The organism is Reyranella sp. GW821-FHT12G01 (assembly GCF_058806575.1).
The window spans coordinates 32,718-46,785 of sequence record NZ_JBXAPV010000003.1 but is presented as its reverse complement, the minus strand read 5'-3'; the positions used below and the strand labels follow the sequence as shown (position 1 = coordinate 46,785).

The 14,068-nt window shown below is 64.2% G+C and carries 12 protein-coding genes, 1 tRNA gene and 1 pseudogene; 10 read left to right on the top strand and 4 right to left on the bottom strand.

The window, feature by feature from the left end; translation table 11 throughout:
* The first annotated feature begins 101 nt into the window (after window positions 1-101).
* Window positions 102-1,079 carry a Bug family tripartite tricarboxylate transporter substrate binding protein gene (locus AC1RP5_RS25260; RefSeq protein ID WP_493115364.1) on the top strand — a complete coding sequence of 326 codons (978 nt, stop codon included), beginning with the start codon at window positions 102-104 and terminating at the stop codon, window positions 1,077-1,079.
* 199 nt (window positions 1,080-1,278) lie between these two features.
* On the opposite strand, the gene AC1RP5_RS25255 is transcribed toward AC1RP5_RS25260, so the two are convergent.
* Window positions 1,279-2,502, bottom strand: coding sequence for an ABC transporter substrate-binding protein (locus tag AC1RP5_RS25255; RefSeq protein ID WP_493115363.1), 1,224 nt, complete (start codon window positions 2,500-2,502; stop codon window positions 1,279-1,281).
* Between the two features lie 124 nt (window positions 2,503-2,626).
* On the opposite strand from AC1RP5_RS25255, the gene AC1RP5_RS25250 reads away from it, so the two are divergent.
* The 7 genes from AC1RP5_RS25250 (at window position 2,627) to AC1RP5_RS25220 (ending at window position 9,950) form a co-directional block, all read left to right on the top strand.
* Window positions 2,627-3,385, top strand: coding sequence for an ABC transporter ATP-binding protein (locus AC1RP5_RS25250; RefSeq protein ID WP_493115361.1), 759 nt, complete (start codon window positions 2,627-2,629; stop codon window positions 3,383-3,385).
* Window positions 3,378-4,082 carry an ABC transporter ATP-binding protein gene (locus AC1RP5_RS25245; protein ID WP_493115359.1) on the top strand — a complete coding sequence of 235 codons (705 nt, stop codon included), beginning with the start codon at window positions 3,378-3,380 and terminating at the stop codon, window positions 4,080-4,082. Before AC1RP5_RS25250 ends, AC1RP5_RS25245 begins: the two co-directional genes overlap by 8 nt.
* Window positions 4,083-4,089: 7 nt before the next feature.
* Entirely contained in the window at window positions 4,090-4,971 is an 882-nt protein-coding gene (locus AC1RP5_RS25240; RefSeq protein WP_493115357.1) for a branched-chain amino acid ABC transporter permease, read from the top strand.
* Window positions 4,968-5,894 carry a branched-chain amino acid ABC transporter permease gene (locus AC1RP5_RS25235; protein ID WP_493115354.1) on the top strand — a complete coding sequence of 309 codons (927 nt, stop codon included), beginning with the start codon at window positions 4,968-4,970 and terminating at the stop codon, window positions 5,892-5,894. Before AC1RP5_RS25240 ends, AC1RP5_RS25235 begins: the two co-directional genes overlap by 4 nt.
* A 3-nt stretch (window positions 5,895-5,897) precedes the next feature.
* Window positions 5,898-6,998 (top strand): calcium:cation antiporter, encoded by a 1,101-nt coding sequence (locus AC1RP5_RS25230; RefSeq protein ID WP_493115352.1) that lies wholly within the window; start codon window positions 5,898-5,900, stop codon window positions 6,996-6,998.
* Between the two features lie 81 nt (window positions 6,999-7,079).
* A complete protein-coding gene (locus AC1RP5_RS25225) occupies window positions 7,080-7,814 on the top strand; it encodes an RraA family protein (protein WP_493115350.1) in 735 nt (244 codons plus the stop codon).
* 9 nt (window positions 7,815-7,823) lie between these two features.
* Window positions 7,824-9,950: an adenylate/guanylate cyclase domain-containing protein gene (locus AC1RP5_RS25220; protein WP_493115348.1), complete on the top strand. Its 2,127-nt coding sequence runs from the start codon at window positions 7,824-7,826 to the stop codon at window positions 9,948-9,950.
* Between the two features lie 3 nt (window positions 9,951-9,953).
* On the opposite strand, the gene AC1RP5_RS25215 is transcribed toward AC1RP5_RS25220, so the two are convergent.
* Both AC1RP5_RS25215 and AC1RP5_RS25210 read right to left on the bottom strand, forming a co-directional pair.
* Window positions 9,954-10,583 (bottom strand): MarC family protein, encoded by a 630-nt coding sequence (locus AC1RP5_RS25215; RefSeq protein ID WP_493115346.1) that lies wholly within the window; start codon window positions 10,581-10,583, stop codon window positions 9,954-9,956.
* A gap of 32 nt (window positions 10,584-10,615) precedes the next feature.
* Window positions 10,616-10,692, bottom strand: a tRNA-Arg gene (locus AC1RP5_RS25210).
* A gap of 404 nt (window positions 10,693-11,096) precedes the next feature.
* Between AC1RP5_RS25210 and tcmP the strand changes: the two are divergent.
* Both tcmP and AC1RP5_RS25200 read left to right on the top strand, forming a co-directional pair.
* A pseudogene (gene tcmP, locus AC1RP5_RS25205) lies at window positions 11,097-11,876 on the top strand (three-Cys-motif partner protein TcmP); the annotation flags it as partial.
* 380 nt (window positions 11,877-12,256) lie between these two features.
* Window positions 12,257-13,036, top strand: coding sequence for a DUF5131 family protein (locus AC1RP5_RS25200; protein ID WP_493115344.1), 780 nt, complete (start codon window positions 12,257-12,259; stop codon window positions 13,034-13,036).
* 39 nt (window positions 13,037-13,075) lie between these two features.
* On the opposite strand, the gene AC1RP5_RS25195 is transcribed toward AC1RP5_RS25200, so the two are convergent.
* Window positions 13,076-14,068, bottom strand: coding sequence for an ATP-grasp domain-containing protein (locus AC1RP5_RS25195; protein ID WP_493115342.1), 993 nt, complete (start codon window positions 14,066-14,068; stop codon window positions 13,076-13,078).

Below are 14,068 nucleotides of genomic sequence, written 5' to 3'. Positions count from 1 at the left end.
CAGCCCGTTCGTCCCGGGCTTTCGCACATCAGACGTGAGCGCCGGTGGCTCGTCAAGGAACTGCCGCCACGTCATACTCTGCGCAAAAGGGAGTGAAACGAATGATCAGGAACTTCACGACCGGCCGGCGCGCGATGCTGGCCGGCGCGGCGAGCCTCGTGGCAGCAGGCTCAGTACGGGCGCAAGCCTTTCCGTCGCAGCGCGTCACCCTCGTGGTGCCGTTTCCGCCAGGCGCCTCGACAGACACCACGATGCGCGTGATCGCCGAGAAGCTCACGCAGATGTGGGGCCAGACGGTGCTGGTCGACAACAAGGGCGGCGGCAACGGCATCATCGCGGCTGAGGCGGTGAAGAACGCCAAGCCCGACGGCTATACGTTGCTTGCTACCTCGTCGATGACGCATGCCGGAAACCCGGTGCTGTACGACAAGCTGCCCTACGATCCGATCGCCGACTTCGAGCCGATCACGCGCATGAGCCTGGTGCCGATGGCGGTGCTGGTCACCAAGAAGCTCGGCGTGAAGACGCTGGCGGAGCTGACGGCCAAGCTGAAGGCCGAGCCCGGCAAGCACAATTTCGGATCGGGCGCGATCTCCGCGCGGGTTGCGGGCGAGCTCTATCGCATGCAGGCCGGCATCGACGCGGTCTCGGTCTCCTACAAGAACAACCAGCTCGCCGCGCCCGACCTGAACAACGGCATCATCACCTACATGATCTGCGACGTCGGCAGCGCCAAGATGATCCTGGCCTCTGGCTGGGCCGATGCGCTGGCGGTGACGCAGGCCGAGCCCTATCCGGCGCTGCCGGGCGTGCCCAGCGCACCGCAGGCCGGCATGCCGGAGCTGCTATTCACCACCTGGTCGGCCTTCTATGCCCCGAAGGGCACGCCGCGCGACATCATCGTGAAGCTCAACAAGGACATCATCGCCGCCGGCACCTCGCCCGAGACGCTGGCCCGGCTCGAGAACATGGGCGGCAGCCCAAGTTTCACGACACCCGAAGGATTGATGGACTTCACCAAGAGCGAGATCGAGGCGTGGCGCAAGGTGGTGAAGTCGGCGAACATTAAGATCGAATGAAGCTTGCGCGCGTATCGGCTTTCTTCCCCATTCAAATGGGGAAGTGCCCCGTCTTACGGGGCGATGGGGTCATGCGCGTCGCCGAGATATGACCCCTCCGTCGACGTAAGACGTCGACACCTCCCCATTTGAATGGGGAGGAGGGCAATAAAAAAAGGGCGCCCGTGAGGGCGCCCTTTCTGCTTCCGTTACCGGAAGACTACTTGATGTACGGGCACTTGCCGTCCTTGAGGGGACGGTAGGCCTGGTCGCCCGGCACGGTGGCGATCAGCTTGTAGATGTCGTCCTTGCTCTTGGATTCCGACGGCGCCTTCACCTGGAACAGGTACATGTCGCGGATGACGCGGCCGTCCTCGCGCAGCTTGCCGTTCTTGGTCATGACGTCGTTGATCGGCATCTCGCGCATCTTGGCCATCACGGCCTTGGCGTCGTCGGTGCCGGCGGCCTGCACGGCCTTGAGGTAGTGCAGGGTCGAGCTGTAGACGCCGACCGTCAGCATGCTGGGCAGACGGTCCTTCTTCTTGCGATAGCGTGCCGTCCAAGCCCGGGTCTCGTCGTTCAGATCCCAGTAGAACGACTCCGTGAGCACGAGGCCCTGCGCGACCGGCAGGGTGAGCGACTGCACGTCGGTCGCGAAGACGAGGAGACCGGCGAGCTTCTGGCCGCCCTTCACGATGCCGAACTCGGCGGCCTGCTTCACGGCATTGACCGTGTCCATGCCGGCGTTGGCGAGGCCGATGACCTTGGCCTTGGAGCCCTGCGCCTGCAGCAAGTAGGACGAGAAGTCCTGCGTGCTGAGCGGATGGCGGATCGAGCCGAGCACCTTGCCGCCCGCGGCGGTGACGACGGCGCCGGTGTCACGCTCCAGCGCATGGCCGAACGCGTAGTCGGCGGTGAGGAAGTACCAGGAGTCGCCGCCGGCCTTCACCATCGCGCCGCCGGTCACCTGAGCGAGCGCGTAGGTGTCGTAGGCCCAGTGGGCGCCGGTCTCCGAGCAGGCGGGACCCGTGAGGTCCGCGCTGCCGGCGCCGGTGTTGATGTCGATCAGGCCCTTTTCCTGCGCGACCTTGCGCACGGCGAGAGCCACCGACGAGGTGCCGAGGCCGGTGATCATCTTCACGCCGTCGACGTCGAACCACTTGCGGGCGATCGCCGCGCCGACGTCCGGCTTGGTCTGGTGGTCGGCCGACAGGATCTCGACCGAACGGCCCAGCACCTTTCCGCCGACATCCTCGATGGCCATCTGCATGGCTTCGACTTCACCCGCGGTGAGGTCGCCATAGACGCCGGAGAATCCCTCCATGACGCCGATCTTCAGCGGCGGGGGTGTCTGGGCCTGCGCCAGGGCAACGACGCCGCCGGTCGTGAGACCAACCGCGGCCGCAACCATGCCGGCATACTTGAACGTGGACTTGAACTTCATACTACGGTTCCTCCCAGGAACTCCCCGTTAACGTTGAGCGAAATCTAGCGAGCACCCGCGCGCGACGCCAGTGCTGGACAGCGACGCAAAGCTTCGATTAATTCGCTAGACCGCGAGGGAGGCGATGGCGGAACAAGAAACAATCCTCGAAGCCGCAGGGCTTACGAAGGAGTTCAAAGGGTTTGTTGCAGTCAAGAACGTCAATCTGAAGGTCCGGCGCCATACCATCCACGCGCTGATCGGACCCAACGGTGCCGGCAAGACCACCTGCTTCAACCTTCTGACTCACTTCCTGACGCCGACGGCCGGGCGCATCCATTTCAATGGGCGCGACATCACGGGCAATTCCCCAGCCGCGATTGCGCGAATGGGAATGGCGCGGTCTTTCCAGATTTCGGCGGTGTTTCCACACCTGACCGTGCGGGAAAACGTGCGCGTCGCCCTGCAGCGCAAGCTCGGCATCTCCTTCCAGTTCTGGCGCTCGACCAGGGTTCTCGACAGTCTCGATGCACGTGCACTCGAACTGGTCGCCGATGTCGGCCTGTCGCAATTTGCCGAACTGCCGGCTGTAGAATTGCCCTACGGCCGCAAGCGTGCGCTGGAGATCGCGACCACCCTGGCGCTCGAGCCCGAGATGATGCTGCTCGACGAGCCGATGGCCGGTCTCGGCCAGGAAGACATCAAGCGCATCGCCGCCCTCATCCGCACGGTCTCGAAGAACCGCACCGTGCTGATGGTCGAGCACAACATGTCCGTCGTCGCCGACCTTTCCGACACCATCACCGTGCTGGCGCGCGGCGAGGTGCTGGCGGAAGGACCCTATGCGACGGTCTCGAAGAACCCGGCCGTCGTCGAGGCCTATGTCGGAACCGGTCATGGCTGAGACGTTGTTGAAGGTCGAAGGCCTGCAGGCCTGGTATGGCGAGTCCCACATCCTGCATGGCGTCGGTTTCGAGATCCGCCGCGGCGAGCTGGTCACGCTGCTGGGCCGCAACGGCGCCGGCAAGACGACGACCCTGCGGTCGATCATGGGCATCGTCGGCAAGCGCTCCGGCTCGATCGTCTTCGACGGCAAGGAGACCGTCGGCCAGCGCTCGGACCTGATCGCGCGGCTGGGTATCGCCTATTGCCCTGAAGAGCGCGGCATCTTCTCCAGCCTGAACGTCGACGAGAATTTGCGCCTGCCGCCGATCGTCAGGCCGGGCGGCCTCAGCATCGAAGAAATCTACACGCTCTTCCCGAACCTCGAGGAGCGGCGGCGCAGCCAGGGCACCAAGCTGTCGGGCGGCGAGCAGCAGATGCTGGCCATCGGCCGTATCCTGCGCACCGGCGCGAACCTGCTGCTGCTCGACGAGCCGACCGAGGGCCTGGCCCCGGTGATCGTCCAGCGCATCGGCGAGATCATCCGCCAGCTCAAGACGCGGGGTTTCACGATCCTGCTGGTCGAGCAGAACTTCCACTTCGCCGCGACGGTGGCCGACCGGCACTACGTCATGGAAGACGGCAAGGTGATCGACACGATCGCCGGCGCCGACGTGCAGCAGAGCCTCGGCAAGCTGCAAGCGTATCTGGGAGTGTGACGCCGCCATGTTCGAAATCCTCGGCATCTCCGGTCCCGCGCTGTTCGGCCAGCTCCTGCTCGGACTGATCAACGGCGCCTTCTACGCCATGTTGAGCCTCGGCCTCGCCGTGATCTTCGGCATGCTGAACGTCATCAACTTCACGCACGGCGCGCAATACATGATGGGCGCGTTCGCCGCCTGGCTGATGCTCGGCCTGCTCGACGTCCCGTTCTGGGCCTCGCTGGTCCTGGCGCCGATCATCGTCGGCCTGTTCGGCGTCGTGCTCGAGAAGGTGCTGCTGAAGCGCATCTATCATCTCGATCATCTCTACGGCTTCCTGCTGACCTTCGGCCTCGCCCTGATCATCGAGGGGCTGTTCCAGTGGAAGTGGGGCTCGTCGGGCGCGCCCTATCCCAACCCGATCCCGGGGGGCACCAACCTCGGCTTCATGTTCATGCCGAACTACCGCGCCTTCGTCGTGGTGGCCGCCCTCGTGATCTGCCTGGCCACCTGGTACGGGATCGAGCGCACCAAGCTTGGCGCCTACCTGCGGGCCGCCACGGAAAATCCGACCCTGGTGCAGGCCTTCGGCATCAACGTGCCGCGCCTGATCACGCTGACCTACGGGCTGGGCGTCGCGCTCGCGGCGCTGGCCGGCGTGCTGGCCGCGCCGATCCAGCAGGTCTCGGCGCTGATGGGCACCAATCTCGTGCTGATCGTGTTCGCGGTCGTCGTGATCGGCGGCATGGGCTCGATCATGGGATCGATCGTCACCGGCTTCGGGCTGGGGCTGATCGAGGGCCTGACCAAGGTGTTTTACGCGCCGGCCTCGAACACCGTCATCTTCGTCGTCATGGCGCTCGTCCTGCTGATCAAGCCGGCCGGCCTGTTCGGGCAGACCAAATGAACCGCACCCTTGCCATCCTCGCCGTGGCGGTCTTTGCGCTGGCCGCGCCGTGGATTTTCTATCCCGTGTTCCTGATGAAGGCGCTGTGCTTCGCGCTCTTCGCCTGCGCCTTCAACCTGCTGCTGGGCTATGCCGGCCTGATGAGCTTCGGCCACGCCATGTTCTTCGGCATGGCGGGCTACTTCTACGGCCATGTCGTCAAGGTCTGGGACCTGCCGATGGAAGTCGGCCTGCTGATCGGCGTGGCGGGCGCCGCGGCGCTGGGCCTGGTGACGGGCGCGCTGGCGATCCGCCGCCAGGGCATCTACTTCGCGATGATCACGCTCGCCTTCGCGCAGATGGTCTACTTCCTCTGCGTGCAGATGCCGTTCACGCACGGCGAGGACGGGCTGCAGGGCATTCCGCGCAAGCCGCTGTTCGGTCTCATCAAGATCGAGGGCGACTACGCTTTCTATTATGTCGTCCTGGCGATCTTTTTGCTGGGCTTCGGCGCCATCTACCGCTTCATCAACTCGCCGTTCGGCCAGGTGCTGAAGGCAATCCGCGACAACGAACAGCGTGCCGTGTCGCTGGGCTACGAGGCCGACCGCTACAAGCTGCTGGCCTTCGTGCTGTCGGCAGCCGTCGCGGGTCTCGCCGGCGCCACCAAGGCGATGGTCGTGCATTTCGCGACCCTGACCGACGTCAGCTCGGCGATGTCGGGCGAGGTCGTGCTGATGGCGCTGGTCGGCGGCCTCGGCACCATCATCGGGCCGGTCGTGGGCGCCTTCATCGTGGTCGCGATGCAGGACTATCTCGCCTTCGTGGGCCAGCTCGTGCTGGTGATCCAGGGCGTCATCTTCGTGATCATCGTGCTCGCCTTCCGCAAGGGCGTTGTCGGCGAGCTTGCGGAGTGGTGGAAGAAGCGCCGGCAGGCGGGCTGAGAGATGGCGGCCGCGCGCAAGCCCTTGTCGTGGCGGCTGGTTCCGGGGCTCGGTCTCCTCGTCGCGCTGGTCGTGACCTTCGTCATCGGCCATGACGGGCTGTCGCCCACCATGGCCACCGTGCTGCCGGTGGTCGAACTGGTGGTGCTGATGGCGACGGTTTTCTCGTCCGTCCATCATGCCGACGTCATCGCCCATCGGCTGGGCGAACCCTACGGCACCCTCGTGCTGACCGTCGCGGTGACCGTCATCGAGGTCGCGCTGATCCTCTCGATCATGCTGGCGGGCGACGGCAATGCCGGCCTCGCGCGCGAGACGGTGTTCTCGGTGATCATGGTCGTCTGCAACGGCATGGTCGGCCTGTGCCTGATCGTGGGTGGCTTGCGCTACGGCGAGCAGGGGTTCCGCCTGCCTGGCGCCAACGCCTACCTCGTCGTGCTGATGCCGCTCGCCACGCTGACCTTGATCCTGCCGACTTACACGACCAGCGCGCCGGGCCCGTTCTATTCGTCGACCCAGCTCCTGTTCGTGAGCTTCGTCACCCTCGTGCTCTACGGCGTCTTCCTCTACGTCCAGACGATCCGCCACCGTGACTACTTCCTCTCGGATTCCGGCGAGGACCATCATGGCGAGGGCGGCGGCCCGACGCCGGCCGAGTTCTGGGAAAGCGTCGCCCAGCTCCTGGTCGCGCTGGTCGCCGTGGTCCTCCTGGCCAAGGGCTTCGCCGGCTCCGTCGAGACCGTGGTCACCGCGGTCGGCGCGCCGCTCGACGCGGTCGGGCTTCTCGTCGCGCTGCTGGTCCTGCTGCCGGAGACCCTGGCGGCGCTGCGGGCGGCGCGGCGCAACGAGCTGCAGAAGAGCCTGAACCTGGCGCTGGGTTCCTCGCTCGCCACGATCGGCCTCACCATCCCGGCGGTCAGCCTGCTGGCCATGGTCCTGAACCAGCCGCTGGAGCTCGGCATCGACCTGCACGACATCGTGCTGCTGGTGCTCACCTTCGGAGTGAGCCTCGTGACCTTTGGCGGCGGGCGGACCAACATCCTGCCGGGCTTCGTGCATCTGGTCCTGTTCGCGACCTTCGTCTTCCTGATTTTCGTGCCGTGAGATGACGGGGAGGGCGGGGGCCTTGCCCGCCGCCTTCTTTCGCGCGAAGAACGATTCCGTACCCAGGGGGAAACAACCGAAATGTCCGAGCTTTCCGAAGACCAGCTGTTCGCCGAGCTGCGCAAGATCGACACGCCGACCATCACCAACGTGGTCGCGACCTATCCGAAGAATCCCCTGTGCCTCGGCCTCTACAATCCGTGGACCGAGAACTGGTACACCGACACGTCGATCCGCTGCATGTATCCGGAGATGGGCGCCATCATCGGCTATGCGGTCACTTGCGTGTACGGCCTGCCCGACCCGAACTTTGCCGGCCGGCTGACCTTCATGGACGTGGTCGACGCGCTCGACGCCATGAAGAAGCCGACCATCCTGGTGATCCAGCAGAAGTGGCCGCCCGAGCTGATGAACAAGGCGGGCCTGGCCGGCGAAATGATGACGACCTCGATGCAGGCCGTGGGCTGCATCGGCATGCTGTCGAACGGTCCGTCGCGCGACATCGACGCGATCCGCCGCATGAAGTTCCAGATGCTGCTGGGTGGCGTCACGGCCGGTCATGGCGACATGGCGGTGCAGTCGGTCAACGTGCCGGTCTCGGTCGGCGGCATGGACGTGGCGCCGGGCGAGCTGATCCACATGGACGAGAACGGCGCCGTGAAGTTCCCGGCCCAGCATGCTCGCGCGGTGCTGAAGAACGCCCAGGCGATGCTGGCCGACGAGGCCGAGAAGCTCGAGAAGATGCGCAAGGCCAAGACGGCCGCCGAGATCCGCGCGATCAACTCCGGCGGCACCTACGGCGCGAAGAAGAGCTAAGCCCGCGACATGACAGCGACCGCCGCCGAGTCACGGCCCACACGCTGGGGCCTGGCGGCGAAGCTCTTTGCGATCCTGCTGCTGCTGGGCGCGGTGGCGGTCCTGATCACCGGCGTCCTGGGCTACATGCGGGCGCGCGAGGCGCTTGAGCGGGCGATCTTCGACCAGCTCACCGCGGCACGCGAGACCAAGACGCATCAGGTCGAAGCCTATTTCCGAACCGTGCGCCGCGAAGTGCGGCTGATGGCGGCGTCCAAGATGGTGGTGGACGCCACGCGTGGCTTTCGCGAGGCCGTCGAGGAGTTCGACAAGAGGCCGGTGCCGCCCGAGACGCGGGAAAGCGTACACGGCTGGTACGAAGAGCAGTACATGCCGACGGTCCGGCGTGTGCTGGGCAAGGACGTTCCGGTCACGGAATTCCTGCCGGTCACGGCGGCGCCGTACTTCCTGCAGGATCTCTACATCGTCAAGAACCCGCATCCGGCGGGACGGCGCGACCTGCTCGACAATGCCGGAGACGGCAGCACTTACAGTAAAGTCCACGCGACCTATCATCCGCTGATGCGGACGGCGGCGGCAACGCTGGGCTTCGAGGATTTCATGATCGTCGACCCGAGCACCGGGCGGCTGATCTACACCGTCGACAAGGACGCCGATTTCGCGACCTCGTTGCGCGCCGGCCCCTATCGGCAATCCAACGTCGCGGCTGCGGCGGCCCGCTGCGCTGCTGCGCCCGACCCCTCGGCGACGTGCCTGGAGGACTTCTTGCCCTACCTGCCGTCCGACGGTACGCCCGCGGCCTTCATGGCCGCGCCCGTCATCGAACACGGCGTCGTGACCGGTGTTCTGATCGCCGAACTGTCGATCGACGAGATCGACGCCATCGTCACCGGGGGCCGGCGTTGGCGCAACGAAGGGTTCCGCGCCACCGGCGAGGCCTATCTGGTCGGTCCCGATTTCCGCGTGCGGTCGAGTGGCCGCAACTACTTCGAAAATCGCGATCTCTATTTTTCCGAACTGAAGGCTGGCGGTGCCTCCGACGACGAAATTGCCGCCATCAAGCGCTACGGTTCGCCCATCCTGCATCAACGCGCCGATACCTTGGCAACGCGTGCCGCCATTGGCGGCGTCGAGGGTGTCGGCGAGGTCGTCGGCTATCGCGGCATTCCCACCCTGGCGTCCTGGGGCCCGATCCATATCCCTGGCGTGAAATGGGCGCTGGTCGCCAAGATCGACAGTTCGGAAGCCTTCGCGCCGATTTATCGCCTGGAGCGCGACCTCCTGATCGTGGGTGCGATCGCCTTCTTCGTGGTGATCGTGACCGGCGCCTGGCTGTCGCGGTCGCTGCTCGGGCCGCTACGCGAGCTGACCGACGGCGTGCGCCGCTTCGCGGCTGGCGATCATGAGGCGCATGTGGCGGTGCGCACGCGCGACGAGATCGGCCAGCTCTGCCTTGCCTTCAACGGCATGATCGACGACCTCAACGAGAAGAACACCGTCATCGCGGCCAAGAACCGCGAGAACGAGGAACTGCTGCTCAACGTGCTGCCGGCGCCGATCGCCAACCGCCTGCGCGGCGGCGAGCAAGGCATCGCCGATGGCTTCGCCGAGGTGACGGTGGCCTTCGCCGATCTGGTGGGCTTCACCGCGCTCTCGTCGGAGATGCCGCCGGCCGATGTCGTCACCCTGCTGAACGGCCTGTTCACGCGCTTCGACGTCGCCGCGAGCGAACTCGGCATCGAGAAGATCAAGACCGTGGGCGATGCCTACATGGCGGTGTGCGGCCTGCCGGTGCCGGTTCCCAATCATGCCGAGCGCATGGTGCGCATGGCCATCCGCATGGTGCACATCACGCGCGAGCACGCGATGGAGCACGGCGTGTCGATGAAGCTGCGCGTCGGCATCAACAGCGGGCCGGTCGTGGCCGGCGTCATCGGCAAGAGCAAGTACATCTACGACCTGTGGGGCGACACGGTGAACCTGGCGAGCCGCATGGAGTCCGGCGGCATCCCCGATTCGGTCCAGGTCACGCGCCCGGTCTACGAGAAGCTGAAGGACCAGTTCGTGTTCGAGGCGCGGGGCGAGATCGAGGTCAAGGGCAAGGGCAACGTCGAAGCCTGGGTCCTGAGGCTCTGATCTTCAGTTGAGGTCGAAGGCCAGCTTGATGGCCACGACGAGCCCGGTGACGGCGATGCTCGACAGGATGAGCCCAAACACGCGGCTCACGATCTCGATGCCGGGCTTGCCGAGCAGCCGGAACAGGCTGCCGGCGACCGCGAAGGAGAGGAACAGCAGGCAGAGGCAGAGCGCCAGGATCGCCGTGGTCGTGACCTGCTCGCCGAACGAGCGGACATTGTTGTCGGTCAGCAGCACGACCGTCAGGATCGCGCCGGCGCCGGCAATGCCCGGCACGGCCAGCGGAAACACCGCCCGCTGCATCGGGGTCGCATCGGCTGGCATGGCCATGGCTTCCTCCGTCACCTTGCCCAGCACCATCTTCAGGCCGAACAGCAGCAGGACGAGCGAGCCCGCGAGCTGGAACGACGCCATCGGGATATGGAGTGCCGACAGGAGCGGCCGCCCCACGACGATGAAGAACAGCAGGATCAGGAACGAGACGCCGAGCGCATAGGCCGCGACCAGGAGCGATTGCTTGCGGTCCAGTCCCGCCGTGACCATGAGGAAGATGGGGATCGTGGCGACCGGATCCAGGATCACGATCAGTGTTACGAATTCGTAGAAGAAGTCGTGGAAAAATGCAGGAGCCACGTCGGGATTCTCTGACTGTTGCCCCTCGAGAATGGCGGACCCGGCGAGATTCGAACTCACGACCTCTGCCTTCGGAGGGCAGCGCTCTATCCAGCTGAGCTACGGGTCCAGCGCGGCGGACCATACCGGAGGCACTCCCGCGGTGCAACGCGGAGCCTGAAAAGCCAAGAATAAATGGGCTCTATGAGCCGAGAAACGAGCACATCACATCTGGGAACATTGGGAGCGTCTGGATGGGCGGAATGGTTTGCCTTTCGAGGATCATGCGTTTTTATGGGTGCATGTACGGCATATGAAAATTTGAAGAGTTCAGATCTTTCAAGTCGTCGTTTCGGGAGGCCCACCTGACCCGGATTTCCAATAGCCATCGGCGTGGGCGTCGTGCCGGAGTTTCTCCTCGCCCTACATTTCAACACTGGCGTCCTAGAGAGACGACCAAGGGTTGAATTACAAATATGTTCATGGTATGTTCTATTCCCTGAGGCCCCGAAAATCCTTTAGAATCTGAGGACTATGGGGAAGGAGGGGCGTTTGGCCTCTGGGGAGAATTTCTTCGGGAAGCAAACCGCCGCCTCGGATGTGAAATCCCGGATCGTCACCAAGCACTTCGAAAGCTGGTCAAGGATCGTGCTGCCAGGAGCGCTTAAGGCGGGGCAGAAGATCGGTTACATGGACCTGTATTGCGGCCCTGGCAGCTACGAGGATGGCACTAAGTCGACGCCCTTGCTCATTCTCGAGAAAGCCATCGCGACTGCGGACCTTCAGAAGCATCTCGTTACCGTCTTCAACGACAAGAAGGCGGCATCGATTGCGAAGCTCCAGCGTGACGCCGGCAAACTGCCCGGCATCGCGTTGCTCAAGCACCCGCCAGTCTTCCTGAACGAAAAGATCAGCCCGGAGACGGAGAGCCTGTTCACGGGAGCAAAGATGCCGTCATTCACCTTTATCGACCCGTTCGGCTATATGGGCCTTACCCGCGCCCTCATCAACGCTGTCGTGACAAAGACGTGGGGCTGCGACTGCATTTTCTTCTTCAGTTATTCGAGCATCAACCGGGCACTCAGTGCGAAAGGCATTTTTACGGAGCATATGCAGGGACTCTTCGGTGCTGACCGCGCCGCGCGGCTCGAAGCTAGGATGCAGGAGATCCAAGGGTCCGATCGAAACCAGCCGCATCAGCGCGAGGAGATCATCATCGATGCGCTCACGGAGGCGCTTCAAGAGCTCAATCGTGGTGGGGTTTACGTTCGCCCTTTTCGATTCAAGAAGGGGCCACGCACGTCGCATATGCTTGTGTTTGTCACGACGCACGCGAAGGGCTACCGCGTCATGACTGACATCATGGCAAAGGAGGGCTTCATCGACGGCAAGGGGCTCGCGCACTTCGCGCATTACACTAAGCCACCGCCGAGCAACCGGCTCATCTACCACGAGTTCAACATGTTTAAGAAAGGCCTGTGTGACCGATACGCGGGCAGGAGGATGACCATGCTCGACATCTTCCTCGATCACAGGCAGTACTCAGCCACGAGCTACAAAGACGCACTCAATGAACTCGAAGCTGAGAGCCGCATCACGGCCGACCCTCCGGCGAGCAAGAGGCAGAAGCGGTTAGGGAAGCCCACTTTCGGGGACGACACGAGCGTGATTTTTCCCCCCCAGGAGCCAATGATATGGCAACCAACTCATCCATCGAATGGACCGAGGCCACGTGGAATCCTGTCGTTGGCTGCACCGTGCTCTCGCCGGGCTGCACGAACTGTTACGCCATGCGCATGGCCGCGCGTCTCGAAGCCATGGGCCAGGCGAAGTACACGGGCGTCACCCGCAAGACTGGCGGACGGTACAAGTGGAATGGCCGCATCAACCTCGACCATACATCGCTCGACCTCCCGAAGAAGTGGAAGGCAGGGCGCACGATCTTCGTCAATTCGATGTCAGACCTGTTTCACGCGAAGGTACCGCTTGAGTTCATCAAGCTTGTCTTTGCAACAATGGTTGAGACGCCGCAGCACACGTATCAGGTGCTTACCAAGCGTCCGGACCGTGCCGAGGAGTTCGCCAAAGACCTCCCGTGGCCGAAGCACATATGGCTCGGCACCAGCGTTGAAAATGCTGACTACGTAGGCCGTATCGACTACCTCCGCCGTACACCTGCAGCGGTCAAGTTTTTGAGCCTAGAGCCACTTTTGGGGCCGCTTGAGGATCTGGACCTCAAAGGCATTGATTGGGCCATTGCCGGTGGCGAGAGCGGTCCCAACGCTCGGCCGATGGAGCCGGAGTGGGTTCGATCGATTCGCGACCAGTGCATCAAGGCCAGAGTCGCCTTCCATTTCAAGCAGTGGGGAGGCGTGAACAAGAAGCGGACTGGTCGTATGCTCGATGGTCGCACGTGGGACCAGCTTCCGGGGCGTCATCAGGCCGAAAATCAGGCCACTCCTGCTGGAGACTGAACGCTCAGTTAGACGAAGCTCTGATGGCGGCGTGCGCGACTAGGCGGCGTTGCCCACGATGCAGGCCAGGGCCTGCTGCAGATGGGGGAGGTTCGGCACCAGCATGATCGTGCCGCCGAACCGCGCGTTGATCTCGAAGACGGCGATACGTCCCTCGGCCGACAGCGTGTAGTCGACGCTGCAGGGGCCGTCATAGCCAAGCGGCAGGAGCAGCCGTTCGATGGCGGCCGGGACGCCGTCGGGCGCCGCGACGGCGGTCATCGACTTAAACAGGATGCCTTGCCGGATCTCCTGGCCGGTATCGTTCTCGAAGGCGAAGGTGGAGGACCACAGGATGCGTCCGCCCTTGCAGACGCAGTGGGTCGCGTACTCCACGGGACTGCTGATGCATTGCTGGACGATGAATTTGGCCGGGTCCCACGGTTCGGTGCGCAGGAAGTCGTCGAGTTCGTCGTCCGACCGCAGGATGCGGCTGCCGAAGGCGAAGGCCGAGTTCACATACTTCACGATGCAGGGATAGCGGACCTGCTCGCGCGTCGCGTAGGTGATGGGGCAGAGGTCGGACAGGCCCGCTCCTTCGACATAGGCGGCGAACGACGCCTTGTTGCGCAAGGTGGCGACGGCGCGGCGATCAGGCGCCAGCGTGTGGGCCGTCCGCGGGCAGTTGAGGATATTGTCTTCCGACAGCGGAATGACGACGGTGCGGATATCGGTGGGCGAAGGCGCGGGCAGCGGCTGGGCCAGATCGTCCGGCCACATCAGCACCTCCGTTACCGCGGGGATCGCCTGCCAGGTCTGCGGCTCGGACAGGCGCGCCAACCAATTGTCGGCGAAGGCGCCGAAGATCACGACGCGGACAGGCGCCTGCTGCCCCGGCTGCCGGGGCAGGGCGATCCGCAGCGGGATATTGCCGACCGAATTCTTGGCCCGGTGAAGCATCGACCGGATCGGCTGCGGCAGGAACTGCCGTAGTTTCCGGGCAGTCTTGCCGGTGCCCCACCTGCGTAGGGCGATGATCAGGCGTGTCAGCAT

Bases quoted from the DNA above. Each gene is read 5' to 3' on its own strand.
- AC1RP5_RS25225 (WP_493115350.1), top strand. From the start codon at position 7,080: ATGTCCGAGCTTTCCGAAGACCAGCTGTTCGCCGAGCTGCGCAAGATC.
- AC1RP5_RS25255 (WP_493115363.1), bottom strand. From the start codon at position 2,502: ATGAAGTTCAAGTCCACGTTCAAGTATGCCGGCATGGTTGCGGCCGCG.
- AC1RP5_RS25250 (WP_493115361.1), top strand. From the start codon at position 2,627: ATGGCGGAACAAGAAACAATCCTCGAAGCCGCAGGGCTTACGAAGGAG.
- AC1RP5_RS25200 (WP_493115344.1), top strand. From the start codon at position 12,257: ATGGCAACCAACTCATCCATCGAATGGACCGAGGCCACGTGGAATCCT.
- AC1RP5_RS25220 (WP_493115348.1), top strand. From the start codon at position 7,824: ATGACAGCGACCGCCGCCGAGTCACGGCCCACACGCTGGGGCCTGGCG.
- AC1RP5_RS25240 (WP_493115357.1), top strand. From the start codon at position 4,090: ATGTTCGAAATCCTCGGCATCTCCGGTCCCGCGCTGTTCGGCCAGCTC.
- AC1RP5_RS25260 (WP_493115364.1), top strand. From the start codon at position 102: ATGATCAGGAACTTCACGACCGGCCGGCGCGCGATGCTGGCCGGCGCG.
- AC1RP5_RS25235 (WP_493115354.1), top strand. From the start codon at position 4,968: ATGAACCGCACCCTTGCCATCCTCGCCGTGGCGGTCTTTGCGCTGGCC.
- AC1RP5_RS25195 (WP_493115342.1), bottom strand. From the start codon at position 14,068: ATGCTGACACGCCTGATCATCGCCCTACGCAGGTGGGGCACCGGCAAG.
- AC1RP5_RS25245 (WP_493115359.1), top strand. From the start codon at position 3,378: ATGGCTGAGACGTTGTTGAAGGTCGAAGGCCTGCAGGCCTGGTATGGC.
- AC1RP5_RS25230 (WP_493115352.1), top strand. From the start codon at position 5,898: ATGGCGGCCGCGCGCAAGCCCTTGTCGTGGCGGCTGGTTCCGGGGCTC.